Raw genomic sequence first — 16,899 nt, 5'->3', positions numbered from 1 at the left:
CCTCCTAAAAATTGAGCCAGGGGCCGAAGCGCCGGAAAGGCAGGCCAAGACCGTAGCTGAACACCGCTACCGAAAAGACCGTCAGCAGCGCCGCCAGAACGAGCGCCGTCAGCGGCTTCATCCGGCTGGAAGCGAAGGAGGCGAAGAAGGCTGCCAGGAACAGCGCCGGCACGAAACCGAGGCCGCGCACGGTAAGCCCGAAGAAGATCGGCGCCGGCAGAATGAAGAATATGCCGCGCCAGGCGATCGGCCCGATCGGCTCGCCCTCCGCCCTGAATGCCTGGGCGAGGATGATGAGACCGAAGAGAACCAACGCGCCGGAGAGAACCAGCGGAAAATAGCCGGGTCCCATCCGGAAGGCCGTGCCGAGTTCGAGCTGAAACGATTGGAAGGCAAAGAAGAAGCCGAGCCCGACGAACAGAAGTCCGCAGATCAGGTTGGTCCTATCGAATTGCAAGGATTTCATGATGTCTCCGATGGGCTGGAGGAGGCACGGGGGAGGTTCTGCCCCTCACCCTAACCCCCTCCCCGCGCGCGGGGAGAGGGAACGTGCCCAATCCATCGTTCGAGGATGGCGTGACGGCGCGGCATATCCCTTCTCCCCGTCAAGACGGGGAGAAGGTGGCGGCAGCCGGATGAGGGGCAGCCGACCAGCGGAGCCTCAGTCGGCGTATTCGCCGGCCGCTTCGATCACCGGCTTCCAGCGGTTGATCTCGCCTTCGAGCTTGGCCTTCAGCGCTGCCGGGGTGGCGTCCGCTTCCGGCGAGGGCAAGGTGCCGAGTTCGGCGAAGCGAGCGACGACGTTCGGGTCCTTGAGCGCCACCTGCAGCGACTTGGAAAGGCGCTCGGTGACTTCGGCCGGCGTGCCCTTCGGCGCATAGATGCCGTGCCAAATGCCCACCTGCATATCGGGCAGGCCGGATTCGGCGACCGTCGGGATATCCTTGAGAACGTCCAGGCGCTCCGGCGAGGTCACGGCATAGGCCTTGATGGTGCCGCCCGTGATCTGCTTCGTCGTGTTCGTGGTCTGGTCGCACATGATGTCGACCTGGCCGCCGAGCAGATCGGTCATGGCCGGACCCGTGCCCTTGTAGGGAACGGTGACGAGCGGCGTCTCGATGGCGCTCATAAACAGCATGCCGCACAGATGCGAAGCCGCGCCGATGCCGGCATTGGCGACGGTGACCGTATCCTTGTTGGCCTTCGCATACTCGATCAGACCCTTGAAGTCGGTCGGTTCGAGATCCTTGCGGGCGACGATGGTCATCGGCACGTCGGTGACGAGGCCGACATATTCGAAGGCGTTCAGCGTATCATAGGGCAGCTTGCGGTAGAGCGTGGCGCTGGTCGCCATGCCGATGTGGTGCAGAAGCAGCGTGTAACCATCGGCGTCGGCCTGTGCGACGCGGCCAGCACCGAGCGTGCCGCCGGCGCCGCCGACATTTTCGACGATGATCTGCTGGCCGAGGTCCTTCGACATGGCTTCGGCAACGAGACGGGTGACCGTGTCGGTCGGGCCGCCCGCAGAGAAAGGCACGACCATAGTGATCGAGCGCTCCGGATAACCCTGCGCTCCCGCCGAAACGGAGAAGAGCGAAAGAGCCGCGAATGCGGTTGCGCCGAGAACGGCGTTGAACATTTTCATTGTGTTTCCTCCTGCGTCAAAGCCAGTGGGCGCAGCTCCTCCCGCGCCCGGCCTGGATGACCCCATTTGCGCACCATGGCAGTTTGCCGCAATCGCTACGGAGGGCAACTCCGTATTTTCCGTCCATGCGCTTTCACAGCATGGGTGGAAATGGGAACAACCTTCCCAAAGGATGGGTGGATTTCCACCCATCACCCTCTCCGCTCAGGAATCCCGGTCTTCCTGCAACACCTGCTCAGGCCCCAGCAGCTTCTTGTCGAGGCCATATTTCTGCATCTTCTCATAGAGCGTCTTGCGGGAAATGCCGAGAGATTCGTAGACCGGGCGAAGCGCCCCGCCATGCGCCGCGATCGCACCCGCGATGATGTTGCGCTCGAAGGCGGCCACCTTGTCCGCCAGTCGGCCGGCATCCGGGCGCGATGGACTGCCGGGCTCTCCCGGCCCGCTGTCCAGGCCTAGAACGAACCTGTCGGCGGCATTGCGAAGCTCCCGCACATTGCCGGGCCAATCGCGCTGGGCGATGCTCGATATCAGCTCCTGCGGCACGTCCGCATCCTCCCGGCCGTAGCGGGCGGCAGCCTCGCGCACGAGCTGGAGGAACAGAAGCGGGATATCCGGCCGCCGTTGCGCCAGCGAGGGCACATGAATGGTCGCGACGTTCAGGCGGTAGAAGAGATCCGCGCGGAACCTTCCGGCGGCGACTTCGGCTTCCAGGTCCACCTTGCTGGTGGCGATGAACCGAACGTCGAGCGGTACCGTCTCGTTCGAGCCGAGCCGCGTGATCACCCTCTCCTGCAGCACGCGCAGGAACTTCGCCTGAAGATCGACGGGCATGGAGCCGATCTCGTCGAGCAGGATCGTCCCACCCCGCCCGTGCTCGAACTTGCCGTAACGCGGCCGGAGCGCACCGGGAAAGGCACCGGCCTCGTGACCGAAAAGCTCGCTTTCGATGAGATTCTCCGGCAGGGCCGCGCAATTGATGGCGATGAAGGGGCGGTTCGCGCGCGAGCTGATGTCGTGGAGGGCCCGCGCCACCACTTCCTTGCCCGCGCCCGTCTCGCCGATGATCAGCGTATCGGCATCCGATGCGCCGATCGCCCGGATGCGGTAGCGCAGGTCCACCATGACCTGGGTACGTCCGGGAAGCCGCGCTTCGAGATCGTCGCGCTTGCCGGCCACGGCCCTCAGCCGCCTGTTTTCGAGCACCAGGCCCCGCCGATCCATCCCGCGGCGGATGATGCCCGCCAGATGCTGTGGGGTGAACGGCTTTTCGAGGAAATCATAGGCCCCTTCCCGCATCGCCTTGACCGCAAGCTGCACGTCGCCGTGCCCGGTGACGAGGATCACCGGTATTTCCGCGTCGAGTTCGCGGATCCGGTGCAGAAGCGTCATGCCGTCGGTGCCTGGCATGCGGATATCGCTGACGACGACCCCGTCGAAGCTGAAGCCGGTCAGCTCCAGCACATGGTCGGCCGTCGAAAAGGTCTGGACGGTTAGCCCGAACAGTTCCAGCGCCTGGGCGGTGGAACGGCGCAGCTCCTCCTCGTCATCGACCAGCAAAACCCTCTGCTCGCTCACTCGGCCGCCTCCTGCAGGTTCTTATCGGCGACTTCGAGCTCGATCAGGAAGAGCGCGCCGCCCTCCGGATGGTCGGAAACGCTGAGGCTGCCGCCGAAATCCTTGACGATGTTGTAGGAGATCGAAAGGCCGAGACCCAGCCCCTTGCCGATGCCCTTCGTGGTGAAGAAGGGATCGAAGATACGCTCGCGGATGGCGGCGGCCACGCCAGCGCCACGGTCACGCACGGAGACCAGGATCTTGTCTTTCACCCTTTCGGCCGAGACGGTGATGCGCCGGTCATCGAGCCCTTCCACGGCATCCGCCGCATTGGTGATGATATTGACCAGCACCTGCTGCAGGCGCACCGAACCTGCCTTGACGGGCGGAAGAGAAGGATCGAGCTGCAGTTCGAGAACCGCATCCGCCGCCTTGAGCCGGGTCGCGACGATCTCCATCGTATCGCGCAGAACATCGTCGAGGACCACCGGCCCGAGCTTCTCGTTCGGCTTGCGGGCGAAGTTGCGCAAGTGCTTGCTGATCGATGCCATGCGGTCAATGAGCGCCGAAATGCGTAGGACGTTATCGCTCGCCTCCGCCGTGCGCCCCCGCTCGATCAGCACGCTGGCCGTCTCGGCATAGGTCTTGGCCGCGGCGAGAGGCTGGTTGAGTTCATGGGAAAGAGCTGCCGACATCTGACCAAGTCCCGCAAGCTTGCCGGCCTGGATGAGATCGGCCTGGGTCTGGCGCAGCCGCCGCTCCGTGGCGCGGCGTTCGGCGATCTCCTGCTCGATGCGACTGTTGACGCGCGCAAGATCGGCCGTGCGCTCGGCGACCCGCCGCTCGAGTTCGTTACGCGCCTCCGCCTGCAGGAGCAGGCGCTCGTTGAGCCGGGCCCGGCGCTGGAGAAAGATCGTGAGCGCCAGACCCGCCAGGCAAAGCGTCAGCAGCACGGCCGCGATCGCCGTTTTCGTGCGGGCATGCACGGAATTGGTATCCATCAACACGTTGACGGTCCAGCCCGCCTCGGACATCGACTGGGAGACGACGAGATATTCCTTTTCCGCGCCGTCCTCGGCGATCGTCATGATCTGATGCCCGGCGAATGTGCCGCGCCTGACGGGAAGCTCGCGCACATAGGCATCCGCGTAACGACGGGAAGCCTCGGTGCGGGCAATTCGTTCCGGCGTCAGCGGCAGGAGGGTCGAATAGAGCCACTGTGGGCTGCCGGTCATGAAGATGATGCCTTCGGGATCGGAGACGAAGATCCTGTTGTCGCCGCCACTCCAGGAATCCTCGATCATGTCGATATCGACCTTGAAGACGATCACGCCCCTGATGATGCCATTGATCTCGATCGGGGAGCCGAAATAATAGCCGCGCTTCAACGAGGTCGTACCGAGCGCATAGAAGCGCGATTGCTTGCCGGCCGCCGCATCCTGAAAATAGGGCCGATAGCTGAAATTCTCGCCGACGAAGCTCAAAGGCTGGTCATGATTGCTGGCGGCGATGGTCTCACCGTCCATGGTCATGACGTAGATGTCGGAGGACTTCAGAAGTGCATTGATATCTTTGAGGTAAGCATTCGTTCTCGTTTTGAGATAGGGGTCGTCGGGATTTTCGATCAGAGTCTCGATATTGCCCTGGTCGGCAATCAGCGCCGGCAAGGCTTCGTAGCGTTTCAGATGACCGTCGAGCGCCGACACCGCAAGGCGCAGCGTCGTGCCGGCCTGGACCGCGGCCTCGTTCATATAGCTGCGGGCGGCGAAGTCCCTGCCGGGAAAGATCACGGCAACGCCGAGCCCGGCAAGCACGATCAAGGCTAAGAGAACGCGATGTCTCAAGAGATGACGGGCTCCTCTCCCGATTTCCGCGACACCTCCCATTGTAAATTCCGGGCCGCGGATTTCCATCTAATCTTGCGGACCGGCGAGCCGGTCAAGTGAGATACGGTCGGGAAATCCGGAGCGACAGGGCTTCAAACCCGAAATGTCGGCCTTTCCCTTGCTTGACTCGGTCGAGATTCATGATTGGATCAAGCGGAGGGTAACGCCGCGCGAAGGCGGCAAGGAGGGTCTGTGGTCTACTTGCTTGCACTTCTCATCGGCGTCGTTGCCGGGCTCCGTGCCCTGACTGCGCCCGCCGCCATCGGCTGGGCCGCCTGGCTCGGCTGGCTCGATCTTTCCGGAACCTGGCTCTCCTTCATGAGCTCGATCTGGGCTGTCGTGATACTCACCGCGCTCGCCATCATCGAACTCGTCACGGATCAGCTTCCCTCGACGCCGAGCCGCAAGGTTCCGCAGCAGTTCGGCGCCCGCATTCTGATGGGTGCGGTTGCCGGTGCTGCGATCGGCGTCGGCGGAGGTTCCTGGACAGCCGGACTGTTTGCAGGCATCGTCGGGGCGATCATCGGCACATATGGCGGGGCGGCTCTGCGTGCAAAGCTCGCCACGAGCTTCGGCAAGGACCCGCCGGCTGCCTTCATCGAGGATGCCATCGCCATTATCGGTGCCTGGCTCGTCATTGCGGCCCTGCCGATGCCGGTGGCGACATGAAGAGCTTCGACGCCATCATCATCGGTGCAGGCCAGGCGGGCCCGTCCCTTGCCGGCAGGCTCACCGCCGCCGGCATGACCGTGGCGATCGTCGAGCGCACGTATATCGGCGGCACTTGCGTCAACACCGGCTGCATGCCCACCAAGGCGCTGGTTGCCAGCGCTTATGCCGCCCACATTGCCCGCCGCGCCGACGATTACGGTGTGGTGATCGAGGGCCCGGTCAAGGTCGACATGAAGAAGACCATGCAACGGTCGCATCAGGTGACGCTGAACGCCCGCAACAACAATGAAAACTGGCTGCGGGGCATGGAAGGATGCACGCTGATCCTCGGCCATGCCCGTTTCGAAAGCCGCAACACCATCCGTGTCGGCGATGAGCTCCTGACCGCGCCGAAGATATTCCTGAACGTCGGCGGCAGAGCCGCCATTCCCGATTTTCCGGGGATCGACGACGTGCCTTACCTCACCAATAGCTCGATCGTCCTTCTGGACCGGTTGCCCAGACACCTCGCCGTCATTGGCGGCAGCTATATCGGCCTGGAATTCGCACAGATGTACCGACGCTTTGGCGCAGACGTCACCGTCGTGGAGAAGGGTCCGAGGCTGGTAGGACGCGAAGACGAAGATGTTTCGGAGGCGATCCGAGGCATTCTCGAAGCGGAAGGCATCAAAGTCCGCACTAATGCCGAATGCATCCGTTTTCGGCCGCACGAGGAAGGCGTTGCCGTCGGCGTGGATTGCACGGAAGGCGAGCCGGAAATCATCGGCTCGGATGTCCTGCTCGCTGTCGGCCGACACCCGAACACCGGCGATCTTGGCCTGGACAAGGCTGGCGTGGAAACGGATCAGCGCGGCTATATCAAGGTCGGCGAAGATCTCTCCACCAATGTCGAAGGCATCTGGGCGCTTGGCGATTGCAATGGACGCGGCGCCTTCACCCACACCGCCTACAACGACTTCGAGATCATCGCGGCCAATCTGCTGGACGGGGAGAACCGCAAGGTTTCCGACCGATTGCTCGGTTATGCCCTCTATATCGACCCGCCGCTCGGCCGCGTGGGCATGACGGAGACCGAAGCGCGCAAGGCAGGCGGACAAGTGCTCGTCGGCAAGCGGCCGATGAGCCGTGTAGGCCGCGCCATCGAAAAGGGCGAGACACAAGGTTTCATGAAGATCGTCGCGGACGCTGAGACCCGCAAAATCCTCGGGGCGGCCATCCTCGGCACCGGCGGAGACGAAGCGATCCACGGCGTGCTCGACATGATGAACGCGGGCGCGACCGTCGATGCGCTGCGCTGGGCGGTACCGATTCATCCCACCGTTTCGGAACTCTGGCCGACGGTGATCCTGGAGATGCAACCGGCTTAACCTTGCGTTTACCGCGTGTCGCTTTTCACAACCTTCTTAACAGGCCGAGCAAGGTTTTTCCCTTATGAACGGAGTTGATGTCCCTGTTCATGATGGAAACAGATGTGCGGTTTTGCTGGCTTCTTCGGTGACATATCGGCTCCGGGCGGCCCGGAGGCCCTTTTGTCCTCCATGGCGCGCGCGATCGCCCATCGCGGTCCCGATGGTCAGGGCGTATTCGCCGCGCCGGGCATCGGATTGGCGCATGTCCGCTTGTCGATCGTCGGCCTCGCCGATGGCCAGCAGCCGATGTCCAATCCTGAAGGCAACATCACGATCGCCTTCAACGGCGAAATCTTCAACTATGTGGAATTGCGCGAGGAGCTGAAGGCGCGCGGCATCCGCTTCCGCACCGGCAGCGATACCGAGGTCCTTCTGCAGCTCTACGCGATCTATGGAGACGAGTGCCTCGACCGGCTCAACGGCGACTTCTCCTTCGCGATCTGGGATGCCCGCAGGCGCCGCATCCTACTTGCCCGCGACCGCATGGGCGTGCGCCCTCTCTTCTACGCCGAGAAGAACGGCACGCTTTATTTCGCCTCCGAGGTGAAGGCGCTGTTGGAAGTGCCGGGCATAGAGGCTGAGCTTGATCCCATCGCGCTCGACCAGATTTTCACCCTCTGGGCACCCATTGCGCCACGCACTGCCTTCAAGGACATCTTCGAGCTGGAGCCGGGAGGATATATCACGATCGAGAACGGCCGGATGAATGTCCGGACCTACTGGTCGCTCGATTTTCCCGATGCAAATGATGTCGATCCAAGCGCGAACCAATCCGCAAAAGAGGAAGAACTCCGGGCGCTGCTGACGGACGCGACGCGGCTGCGCATGCGGGCCGATGTGCCGATCGGCGCCTATCTTTCGGGCGGTCTCGATTCATCGCTGATCGCAGCGCTGGCCGCACCCATGGCGCCCTCCGGCCTCAACACCTTTTCCGTGACGTTCGACAGCGAGGAACACGACGAAAGCCGCTTCCAGATGGAGATGGCGAAGGCACTCGGCACCAACCACCGCTCGATCCCCTGCCTTGCAGGCGATATCGCCGAAAGCTTCCCCGAAGTGATCCGTTTCACCGAGCGGCCGGTGCTGCGCACCGCACCGGCGCCCCTCTATCGTCTCTCCGGTCTCGTTCGGGACGCGGGCATGAAAGTGGTGCTGACGGGTGAAGGCGCCGACGAGGTTTTTGCCGGATACGATATCTTCCGCGAGGCGCGGGTCCGCCGCTTCTGCGCCCGCCAGCCGAGCTCGACGATCCGGCCGCACCTGTTCCGCAAGCTCTACCCCTATATTCCGGGGCTGAAACAGCAATCTCCCGAATACCTCTCCGCCTTCTTCGGCGCCGGCGACGAGCGGAGCGACGATCCGCTCTTTTCGCATCGCCCGCGGTTCCGCAGCACCTCGGCGGCCAAGATTTTCTATTCGGAAGATCTGCGATCCACGCTCGGCGAGTACGATGCGGCCGAAGAGCTCGCCTCGCGCCTTCCCTCCACCTTCCGCCGCTGGCACCCGCTGCATCAGGCGCAATATCTCGAAAGCCGTTTCCTGCTGCCGGGCTATATTCTCTCCAGCCAGGGAGACCGCATGGCCATGGCGCATGGCATCGAAGGCCGTTTTCCCTTCCTCGATCACCGCCTCGTGGAATTCGCAAGCCGGCTGCCGCCCGGCATGAAGCTCAAGGGCCTGGAGGAGAAGCATATCCTGCGCCGCGTCGCCAAGGATCTTCTGCCCGATCTCATCAGCCGCCGCCCCAAGCAGCCCTATCGCGCCCCGGACAGCCGTTCCTTCACCGGCGGAAGCGAGCGGGGCTATGTCGCGGAAATGCTGTCGGAGGCGGAAATCGGAGGCGGCGGTCTCTTCAACGCCCGCGCGGTATCGAAGCTTCACCGAAAATGCAGCACCCAGCCGGTCTCCGGCTTTCGCGACAACGCCGCCTTCGTCGGCATCCTCTCGACCCAGCTCTGGCTGCGGAATTTCTCGGCCGCAAGGCAGCGGACCGAAACCCGCGTGCTGGCCGCGCAAGGCAGGGGATAGACCGATGCCAGGCCGCCCGTCCAAAATCCAAAGCTACCGCGCCATGCTGCCGATGGTGATGTCCTATGCCGCGTCCGGCACCAGCCTCATCATCAGTTCGGTCGCGCAGCTCGTCACCTTCGCGGTGCTGGCGCGTTCCCTCGGCGTCCACGAATTCAGCCTCTTCGTGGCGATAACGGCGGTTTCCAACATCGCCCTGCACCTGTGCGGGCTCGGCGCGACCGAATGCCTGGTGAGGCGCGTTGCCCGCGATCATGCCATGTATCCGGCCATGCTGGGGCATAACATCATCCTGACCTCGATCAGCGGGCTCCTGCTCCTCGTGGTCGGCGCGATCGTCCTGCCCTTCTTCTTCGATGTCGATCCCGATCCGGTCGCCAATGCCGCGATGATAACCGTGATGCTCGTCACCAACATCGTCCTGGTGCGCGCGATCCTGTTCTGCGAGCAGGTATTCATCGCCTTTTCCGATTTCGCCACGGCCAACAAAGTGGTGGTGGGCTTCGCGCTGGTTCGGACCGCTGCGGCGGTTCTTGCCTGCCTGGTCTTTGGTGTATCGACACTGGAAGGCTGGATCGCCTGGCAATTCGCCGCCCACCTGCTGTTCTTCCTCGCCTGCATTGCAGCGGTTCGCCGGCTGGGAGTCCCGAAATACGGCATCGTCCGCGAGGAACTGCGGCTCGGTCTTTTCTTCAGCATCCCGTTCATCCTGAAGGCCGCCCGCCAGAATGCCGACCTCCTGGTCCTGAGCCTCGTGGCGAGCGCCGAGATCGTCGCCAGCTACAGCGTGGCCCGCCGCATCATCGAAAGCAGCTATCTCTCCGTCGATGCCCTGAACCGGATCGTCTATCCTGGAACGGCAAGGGCCAGCGTCGGCGGCCTTCATCATGCCAGAGAGCGGGTTACGAAGATCTTTGCCATCGCCCTTGCGATCAGCATTGCCGCCGCCGCCGCAGTCTTCGTGCTGGCACCTGTCCTTCCATACCTGTTCGGGCACGAATACACCTCGCTGGTGACCTTCGTACGTGACCTCTGCTGGGTGCTGGTTCCGGTTTCCGGCTGGGCGATCGCCGTCGAGGCGCTGGGGGCATCCGGCCACCAGGGCGCGCGCGCCTCCGTGCTCGGGGTCGGAAGCCTGCTCGGCGCCATCCTCGCCGCCTGGGCCACGTGGTATGCCCCGCCGATCGGCACTTTCGTCTCCTATTACGTCATCGAGACCGCCATGGCGATTGCCGCCTGGGCAGTCTACCTGCGGATCGTCCGGCAGGATGGCAAGCGGGAAACCCTCGTTACGGCGGGAGCGGCGGCCGAATGAATCAAAGCCTCGACAAGATGCCCCTGCTAGACAACACCTCCCTTGCCTCTCTCCATGCACAGCCCCGCAGCGTGCGCGCCATGGAGGCGGGTGATCTTCAGACGGTTGGGCGGCTGTTCAACAAGGCCTTCCGCAACAAGGTCCAGGAGCCCGGCGGGGATCTGCTCGACTATCTCGACCAGGTCTTCCTGAAACCTCCCGGCTATTCGCCGGAGCTGGGAAGCATCGTCCACGAAAACAGCAAGGGGCAGATCGATAGCGCATTGCTCGCCATGCCCATGGCCTTCGACATCGGCGGGCGGAGGATTGCCGCCCGGCTGCTCTGCGCCTTCATGGCGGATGGCCGATCAGGGCTGGTGGGTGCGGCGCAGCTTACCCGCGCGATACGATTGTCTCAGCCCGATCTCTGCTTCTCCGACAATGCCTCGCCCGCCAGTGCCGATCATTGGGGGGCCGCCGGCGGCATGATGCTGCCCATCCAGAGCCTCGAATGGCAGCGTATCTTCAGGCCCTCCCGGGCCGGCTTGCGGGAGCTTCAGACGAAACTCCCCTCATCCCGACATCTACCCCTCGGACCATTGCTTGGAGGTATCGACTCCCTTGCGAGGCGTTATTTCAAGGCCTTTACGCCGCCAATTCCGAAGGGGCTGGTTTCACAAGCGGCAAGTCTGGATGAATTCTTCGCGCATTCCCGGAAGATGACGGAACGCTTCTTCATCCGCCCGGCATGGTCGCGCGACGACCTGGCATGGCTGATGGAGACCGCATCCCTCAACAGGACGCTCGGCAACCTCCAGTGCCGCACCATATTCGATGCGAAGGGTGAGACGGTCGGCTGCTATCTCTTCTTCGGCCAGCAAGGGGGATGGGCGCATGTCCTCAACATACTGTGCCTCGAAGATCGGGAATTCGATGTCGTCGGCCAGATGTTCGCCGATCTCGATGCGAACGGTTATGCGGCCGCCCATGGCATGGCGCAGCCCTTCCTGATGAATGCGCTGATGCGCCAGCGGCAGATGAGTTTCCGGCATCGCGGCTATTTCTGCATGCTGACGCGCCATCGCGAAGTAAACGAAGCAGCCATTCGCCACGATATCTTCGTCGGCGGTCTGGCTTCCGAAAGCTGGAGCCGGTTGTTGACCGATTTCCGATAGATCAGAGCTATCGGATTAACCCGATATTCATGCGGCCCATCTAGTTATCCATGAGAATGCCTGGTGAACCAAGGTCTCTCCGTGCAGGGACGGCGCGGGTGGAGGTGTCAATGTACCGGCCGAAGGAGCCTGAAAACCGACGACCGGTTCAATCCGATGGGATGACCGGCCGCAGGACCGGCATGTCCCGGGTGGGCTCCCTCCTCGACCGTATGGACGAAGCCGAGAGCCACAATGCTCCTCCGGAAAACTATCGGCGATTGGCGCCTTCCGAACCCGCCGTTCGGGAACCGCCGGAGCCTCCCCGTCCGGAACCCGAAAAATCGACGCTGGAGCGCAGCCTGAACGCGCAGTTTCTCAGCCTGACCGAGATCGGCCCGGCGGATATCCTGCTCTGGCTGCGTGACGGTATCAAATGGATCGTGCTTGCCGTCATCATCGGTGTGATTGCGGCGCTGGCCTACGCATTGACGGCGACGCCGCGGTACACGGCCTATACCGATCTCATCGTCGATCCGGCAAACCTCAACGTCGTTTCCGACGATGTGTTCGCCTCCAGTTCGCAGCGGGATTCGCAGCTCCTCGAAGTGGAAAGCAAGCTTCGCGTGCTGACCTCGGGCAATGTGCTGCGCCATGTCATCACCGAACTCGATCTCGCGAACGATCCGGAGTTCAACAAGCCGAGCCTCCTCGACCCGCTCATGCGCCTGATTTCCGGTCCTCAGCCCGAAGGCGACAGGGAACTCGGCATCCTGCGGGCGTTGAGCGAACGCGTGAGCGCGCAGCGCGAGGAACGTTCCTTCGTGGTCTCCCTCGGGGTCTGGACGGAAGACCCGGCAAAATCGGTCAAGTTGGCGGATGCCATCGTGCGTGCCTTCGAAACCGAACTTTTCCAATCGACAGCGGAAAGTGCCGGCCGCGTCGCCGCCGGCCTCACCTCGCGGCTCGATGAGCTGCGTGCTGCCGTGACCCAGGCGGAAGAACGCGTGGAGCAATTCAAGCGGGACAACAAGCTGCAATTGAATGCGGGCGAATTGGCAAGCAGCCGTATTTCGAGCGCGCTGGACACCCAGGTTCTCGATGCGCAGCAGCGGTTGATCCAGGCCGAAGCCCGCTACGAGCAGATGCAAAACGCCGTCGCGAGCCGCCGCGCGGCGACCGACACGGTCTTCGACTCGCCCGCAATGGCCAATCTTCGCACCAGCTACGCCACGCTGCAGCAGCAGATCGGCTCTCTTTCATTGACCTATGGTGCACGGCACCCTCGCCTGATCTCCCTGCAATCCGAGCAGGCCGCGCTTGATAGAGCCATCGGCGACGAGGCCGGCCGTATCCTGCGATCGGCGAAGACGGATGTGGACCAGGCCCGCTCTACGCTGGACGAACTCCGCCGCAGAGCCGATGCCGAGCGCAGCACCGTCTTCACCAACAGCGATGCCCAGGTGCGGCTGCGGGAGCTGGAACGCGACGCCCAGGCGAAGGCCGCCGTATACGAAACCTATCTCGGCCGCACGCACCAGATCACCGAACGGCAGCAGATCGATGCCACCAATGTCCGGGTAATCTCGCCGGCAGTGCCGCCGAAGGCCAAGAGCTGGCCGCCGCGCACGGTGATCCTTCTCGCCGCCGGCGCGGTGGCGGGAACCGCGCTCGGCATCGGCCTTGCGATTGCGCTCGGCCTGCTGCGCCATCTCGATGACGCACGCCGCAGGCTTTCCTATCCGCACAGGTATGCGTGAGGGGAGCGTGCCATGCGATCCCCGACAGCCGAAGCCATAGCCCCCGTCACCCTGGACAGGAACGTTTTCGGCGTCACGCTGTTCATGGCCGTCTTCCTGTTCTTCTGGGTCACCACCGATCCTTACGTGGATCTCACCGGTGCCGCGACGCTCGATCCTTCTGCGGGGGCCTCGAACCGGCTCAACCAGATCGCAACGCTGCTGATCTTCGGCGGCATGCTGCTCTACGGCTTCCTGCACCCACTGCGCTCGATCATCCTGCAGCCCCGCTGGCTGCTTGCCGCCATCTTCGGCTGGTTCCTGTTCACGGCGCTTCTTTCCAACCACCCTACTCTTGGGATCAAAGCGTTGATCCTCGGGATCATCGTGCCCATCAACGCGAGCATTTTTCTGCTGCTGCCCTCCTCCGAGAGACAGTTTGCGAAGCTGCTCGCAATCGGCACGTTGATCATGCTGGGTTTCGCCTATTTCGGCGTGGTCTTCCGTCCCGATGTTTCGATCCACCAGGCCTCGGAATTGCGCGAGCCGATGAATGCCGGCTTCTGGCGGGGGCACTTCACGCATAAGAACGGTGCGGCAGGGGCCATGGTCATCGGAGCCTTCTTCGGCTTTTACGTGATGTCGGTCTGGTCGCGCATGATCGGACTGGTGATCGTGGCACTGTCGTGCTTCTTTCTCGTCCATACGGGCGGCAAGTCGGCATCCGCCATGCTGCCGGCGGTCCTGGTTCTTGCTTGGCTGTTCGAGCGGTTTCGCAGCCTGCGCATCCCTATCGCCGTTGGAGGCGTCGCCGCCTTCAACCTGCTGGCGGTGGGAGCGGCCGTCATTGCGCCCTTCCGCGAATTCGTCACCGGCCTCGGCATCGATGCGACCTTTACGAACCGCTCGGATATCTGGCGGTTCGCCTTTTCTGCAATTTCCGAAAACCCGATCACCGGCTACGGATTGAAGGCCTTCTGGCAGACGCGGGAACTCGTCTATAGCGGCGGCTCCGTCGAAACCTGGGCAGTAGAGGCCTTTAACGGCCATAATGCCTATCTCGACATGCTGCTGCAGACGGGCATTCCGGGCCTCGTCCTCACCCTGATCTTCGTCCTTTTCCTGCCGTTGCGCGATCTCAACCGTGCCGATGGCGGCGGCGCCCATTCGAACGTGACGCGGCTCTTCGTCCGCATATGGCTCTACACGCTCTTCAATGCGGGATTGGAAAGCATCTTTTTCGAAAGCGGCAGCCTGCTCTGGTTCACCTTCGTCGTCGCCCTCTATGGATTCCGGCTGCGTTCGCAGAACCTCGTCAGCGAGCCGCAAGGGGCACGGGAGGGGAACTTTGCTCATGGCTGATCCGACGACGACCGTAGACCACCTGATCGACCGGATCGGCAACCGCCTGATCTGGGAGATCGCGTCGAAGAGACGCCGGGTCGAAACGCAAGTGCCGCTCGTCTCCTTCACCTTCGACGACGTTCCCGATACTGCCCTGACGCATGGTGCGGGCATTCTGGAGAAATACGCGGCGCGAGGCACCTTCTATATCTCAGGCGGGCTTGCCGGCTCGGTGGAGCCGCGCCGCAGGCTGATCGATGCCGAAGGCTGCACGGAGCTTTTCCGTCGCGGCCACGAAATCGGGTGCCACACCTTCTCCCACAACCGCATCCGCAAGTTTGGCCGCGACCTCGGAGCAGATCTGGATCGAAGCGCCCGTTTTCTGCGCGAGATCGGCATCACCCGCCCGGCGACCAATTTCGCCTTTCCCTACAACGCCGCCTGGCCGCTGGCACGAAACACCCTGGCGGATCGGTTCGAGACATGCCGAGGTGCCGGCGAAGCGATAAACCGTGGCCTTGTCGACCCCCTGATGCTCAAAGCCGTGGAAATCCGCCAACCGGAGGATCATGCACTCGACCTCACCGGCTGGATCGACGATGTCGCGACCGATCCCGGCTGGCTGATCTTCTTCACCCACGATATCGCCGAAGAGCCGACACCCTACGGCTGCACCCCGGCGACCTTCGATCATCTCGTCCGCCATTGTATCGAAAAGGGCTGTCGGATCGTCACCGTCGAGGCGGCGGTGCGCGAACTCGGTTGGAAGGCAGACGCGAGATGAACGTCCGCCCCAGCGTGACCGACACCGTTACGAAGCGGCTGCTCAACATCAACAATTACTTCTATCGTCGCGGAGGCGCCGAAACGGTCTTCTTCGATCACACGGCGCTTTTCGAGGAGATCGGCTGGGATGTCGTGCCCTTCGCCATGCAGCATGAGAACAACCAGCCCTCCCCATGGTCGGAATATTTCGTCTCCGAGATCGAATACGGACGGGAGGCGGGCCCGCTCGCCAAGGCGGCACAGGCTGCCAAGGTCATCTATTCGCTGGAAGCGCAACGCAATCTCAAGCGGCTGATCGAAAAGGCGAGACCGAACATCGCCCATGCCCACAACGTCTACCACCACCTGTCGCCGGCGATCTTCTCGACCCTGAAGGACGCCGGAATTCCGGTCGTGATGACCGCCCACGACCTGAAACTCGCCTGCCCTGCCTACAAGATGCTGCGCGAGGGAAAGGTGTGCGAGGATTGCCGTGGCGGCCGCATACACAATGTCGTCGTCCACCGCTGCGTGAAAGAGTCGCTCGCGCTCAGCGCCGTCGTCTTCGCCGAGACCACGCTGCACCGAATGCTCGGACTTTATCGCAACAAGGTCGACCGCATCGTCGTTCCAAGCCGCTTCTATCGCGAGAAGCTGATGGAATGGGGTTGGCCGGCGGAAAGCCTCGTCCACATCCCCAACTTCGTCGATGTCGAGAAGTTTTCGGCCGATTGGGCGGAGAGCGACTATTTCGTCTTCGCCGGAAGGCTGGCTCCGGAAAAGGGCATTGCGACACTGATCCGCGCCGCCGCCAAGGCCGGGCAGCGCCTGGTGATCGCCGGCACCGGCCCCGAGGAAATGAAGCTGCGGCAGCTCGCGGAAGCCATGCAGGCGGACGTCACCTTCGCCGGCTATGTCTCGGGCGAAAATCTCTTTCGCCTGATCGGGCAGTCCCGCGCCCTGGTGCTTCCGTCGGAATGGTACGAGAACGCGCCGATCAGCATCCTAGAAGCCTATGCGCTCGGCCGCCCGGTGATCGGCGCAGCGATCGGCGGCATACCGGAAATGGTCCGCGAGGATGAGACCGGCAGAACCGCGGCGGCCGGTTCGGTGGAAGACCTCGCCGCCGTTCTTTCCGCCATGGCGGCACTTTCTCCGCAAAGGCGGGCGGATATGGGCCGGGCGGGCCGCCGGTGGATATCCGCCGATTTCTCCAGCAATGCCTATCGGCAGCGCATGCTGGACCTCTACCGGAGCCTCGGCGTCGCCTGAGGACAAAGGCCTCGGCAACGTTCCGGCCTTTTGCGTTAAAACCGCACAGCTTCCCTAGAATTTTAGCGGTTCGATTTCCGGTATCGGAACGTTCCATCGGTACAACCTACTCAGAAATGATTTCTGGGCCGGGT

General features: G+C 62.9%; 13 protein-coding genes. 9 read left to right on the top strand and 4 right to left on the bottom strand.

Annotated elements, in window-relative coordinates; translation table 11 throughout:
- Positions 1 to 4: 4 nt before the first annotated feature.
- The 4 genes from ACE04I_RS22045 to ACE04I_RS22030 form a co-directional block, all read right to left on the bottom strand.
- Complete coding sequence (locus tag ACE04I_RS22045; protein WP_046794866.1) at positions 5 to 466, bottom strand: tripartite tricarboxylate transporter TctB family protein; 462 nt, start codon at positions 464 to 466, stop codon at positions 5 to 7.
- A 195-nt stretch (positions 467 to 661) separates the two neighbouring features.
- Positions 662 to 1,645 carry a tripartite tricarboxylate transporter substrate-binding protein gene (locus tag ACE04I_RS22040; RefSeq protein ID WP_046794867.1) on the bottom strand — a complete coding sequence of 328 codons (984 nt, stop codon included), beginning with the start codon at positions 1,643 to 1,645 and terminating at the stop codon, positions 662 to 664.
- A 204-nt stretch (positions 1,646 to 1,849) separates the two neighbouring features.
- Positions 1,850 to 3,223, bottom strand: coding sequence for a sigma-54-dependent transcriptional regulator (locus ACE04I_RS22035; protein WP_046794868.1), 1,374 nt, complete (start codon positions 3,221 to 3,223; stop codon positions 1,850 to 1,852).
- Positions 3,220 to 5,046, bottom strand: a complete 1,827-nt coding sequence (locus ACE04I_RS22030; RefSeq protein ID WP_487207604.1) for a sensor histidine kinase — start codon at positions 5,044 to 5,046, stop codon at positions 3,220 to 3,222. Before ACE04I_RS22030 ends, ACE04I_RS22035 begins: the two co-directional genes overlap by 4 nt.
- A gap of 234 nt (positions 5,047 to 5,280) precedes the next feature.
- Here ACE04I_RS22030 and ACE04I_RS22025 point away from each other — a divergent pair, with 234 nt between their 5' ends.
- The 9 genes from ACE04I_RS22025 to ACE04I_RS21985 all read left to right on the top strand — a co-directional run bounded on the left by ACE04I_RS22025 (position 5,281) and on the right by ACE04I_RS21985 (position 16,765).
- Positions 5,281 to 5,757 carry a DUF4126 family protein gene (locus ACE04I_RS22025; RefSeq protein ID WP_046794870.1) on the top strand — a complete coding sequence of 159 codons (477 nt, stop codon included), beginning with the start codon at positions 5,281 to 5,283 and terminating at the stop codon, positions 5,755 to 5,757.
- The gene (locus tag ACE04I_RS22020; protein ID WP_046794871.1) at positions 5,754 to 7,127 is read left to right on the top strand and encodes an FAD-containing oxidoreductase; all 1,374 of its coding nucleotides are present in this window, start codon (positions 5,754 to 5,756) and stop codon (positions 7,125 to 7,127) included. Before ACE04I_RS22025 ends, ACE04I_RS22020 begins: the two co-directional genes overlap by 4 nt.
- Before the next feature lie 102 nt (positions 7,128 to 7,229).
- Positions 7,230 to 9,197: an asparagine synthase (glutamine-hydrolyzing) gene (gene asnB, locus ACE04I_RS22015; RefSeq protein ID WP_046794872.1), complete on the top strand. Its 1,968-nt coding sequence runs from the start codon at positions 7,230 to 7,232 to the stop codon at positions 9,195 to 9,197.
- A gap of 4 nt (positions 9,198 to 9,201) precedes the next feature.
- Positions 9,202 to 10,512: a lipopolysaccharide biosynthesis protein gene (locus ACE04I_RS22010; protein ID WP_137326642.1), complete on the top strand. Its 1,311-nt coding sequence runs from the start codon at positions 9,202 to 9,204 to the stop codon at positions 10,510 to 10,512.
- A 17-nt stretch (positions 10,513 to 10,529) separates the two neighbouring features.
- Positions 10,530 to 11,666, top strand: coding sequence for a GNAT family N-acetyltransferase (locus tag ACE04I_RS22005; RefSeq protein WP_137326646.1), 1,137 nt, complete (start codon positions 10,530 to 10,532; stop codon positions 11,664 to 11,666).
- Between the two features lie 110 nt (positions 11,667 to 11,776).
- Positions 11,777 to 13,405, top strand: coding sequence for a GumC family protein (locus ACE04I_RS22000; RefSeq protein WP_082118346.1), 1,629 nt, complete (start codon positions 11,777 to 11,779; stop codon positions 13,403 to 13,405).
- Positions 13,406 to 13,417: 12 nt separating this feature from the next.
- Positions 13,418 to 14,746 carry an O-antigen ligase family protein gene (locus ACE04I_RS21995; RefSeq protein WP_046794876.1) on the top strand — a complete coding sequence of 443 codons (1,329 nt, stop codon included), beginning with the start codon at positions 13,418 to 13,420 and terminating at the stop codon, positions 14,744 to 14,746.
- Positions 14,739 to 15,512 carry a polysaccharide deacetylase family protein gene (locus ACE04I_RS21990; protein ID WP_046794877.1) on the top strand — a complete coding sequence of 258 codons (774 nt, stop codon included), beginning with the start codon at positions 14,739 to 14,741 and terminating at the stop codon, positions 15,510 to 15,512. Before ACE04I_RS21995 ends, ACE04I_RS21990 begins: the two co-directional genes overlap by 8 nt.
- Positions 15,509 to 16,765 carry a glycosyltransferase family 4 protein gene (locus tag ACE04I_RS21985; protein ID WP_046794878.1) on the top strand — a complete coding sequence of 419 codons (1,257 nt, stop codon included), beginning with the start codon at positions 15,509 to 15,511 and terminating at the stop codon, positions 16,763 to 16,765. The genes ACE04I_RS21990 and ACE04I_RS21985 overlap by 4 nt, the downstream gene beginning before the upstream one ends.
- Positions 16,766 to 16,899: the final 134 nt, after the last annotated feature.

This window comes from Rhizobium moroccans (genome assembly GCF_057559155.1).
This window is presented reverse-complemented; position numbering and strand designations above follow the sequence as displayed.

What these genes read in the sequence shown, in the direction of transcription:
- ACE04I_RS22000 (WP_082118346.1), top strand. Translation starts at nt 11,777, where the DNA reads ATGTACCGGCCGAAGGAGCCTGAAAACCGACGACCGGTTCAATCCGAT.
- ACE04I_RS22005 (WP_137326646.1), top strand. Translation starts at nt 10,530, where the DNA reads ATGCCCCTGCTAGACAACACCTCCCTTGCCTCTCTCCATGCACAGCCC.
- ACE04I_RS21995 (WP_046794876.1), top strand. Translation starts at nt 13,418, where the DNA reads ATGCGATCCCCGACAGCCGAAGCCATAGCCCCCGTCACCCTGGACAGG.
- ACE04I_RS21990 (WP_046794877.1), top strand. Translation starts at nt 14,739, where the DNA reads ATGGCTGATCCGACGACGACCGTAGACCACCTGATCGACCGGATCGGC.
- ACE04I_RS22045 (WP_046794866.1), bottom strand. Translation starts at nt 466, where the DNA reads ATGAAATCCTTGCAATTCGATAGGACCAACCTGATCTGCGGACTTCTG.
- ACE04I_RS22020 (WP_046794871.1), top strand. Translation starts at nt 5,754, where the DNA reads ATGAAGAGCTTCGACGCCATCATCATCGGTGCAGGCCAGGCGGGCCCG.
- asnB (WP_046794872.1), top strand. Translation starts at nt 7,230, where the DNA reads ATGTGCGGTTTTGCTGGCTTCTTCGGTGACATATCGGCTCCGGGCGGC.
- ACE04I_RS21985 (WP_046794878.1), top strand. Translation starts at nt 15,509, where the DNA reads ATGAACGTCCGCCCCAGCGTGACCGACACCGTTACGAAGCGGCTGCTC.
- ACE04I_RS22010 (WP_137326642.1), top strand. Translation starts at nt 9,202, where the DNA reads ATGCCAGGCCGCCCGTCCAAAATCCAAAGCTACCGCGCCATGCTGCCG.
- ACE04I_RS22040 (WP_046794867.1), bottom strand. Translation starts at nt 1,645, where the DNA reads ATGAAAATGTTCAACGCCGTTCTCGGCGCAACCGCATTCGCGGCTCTT.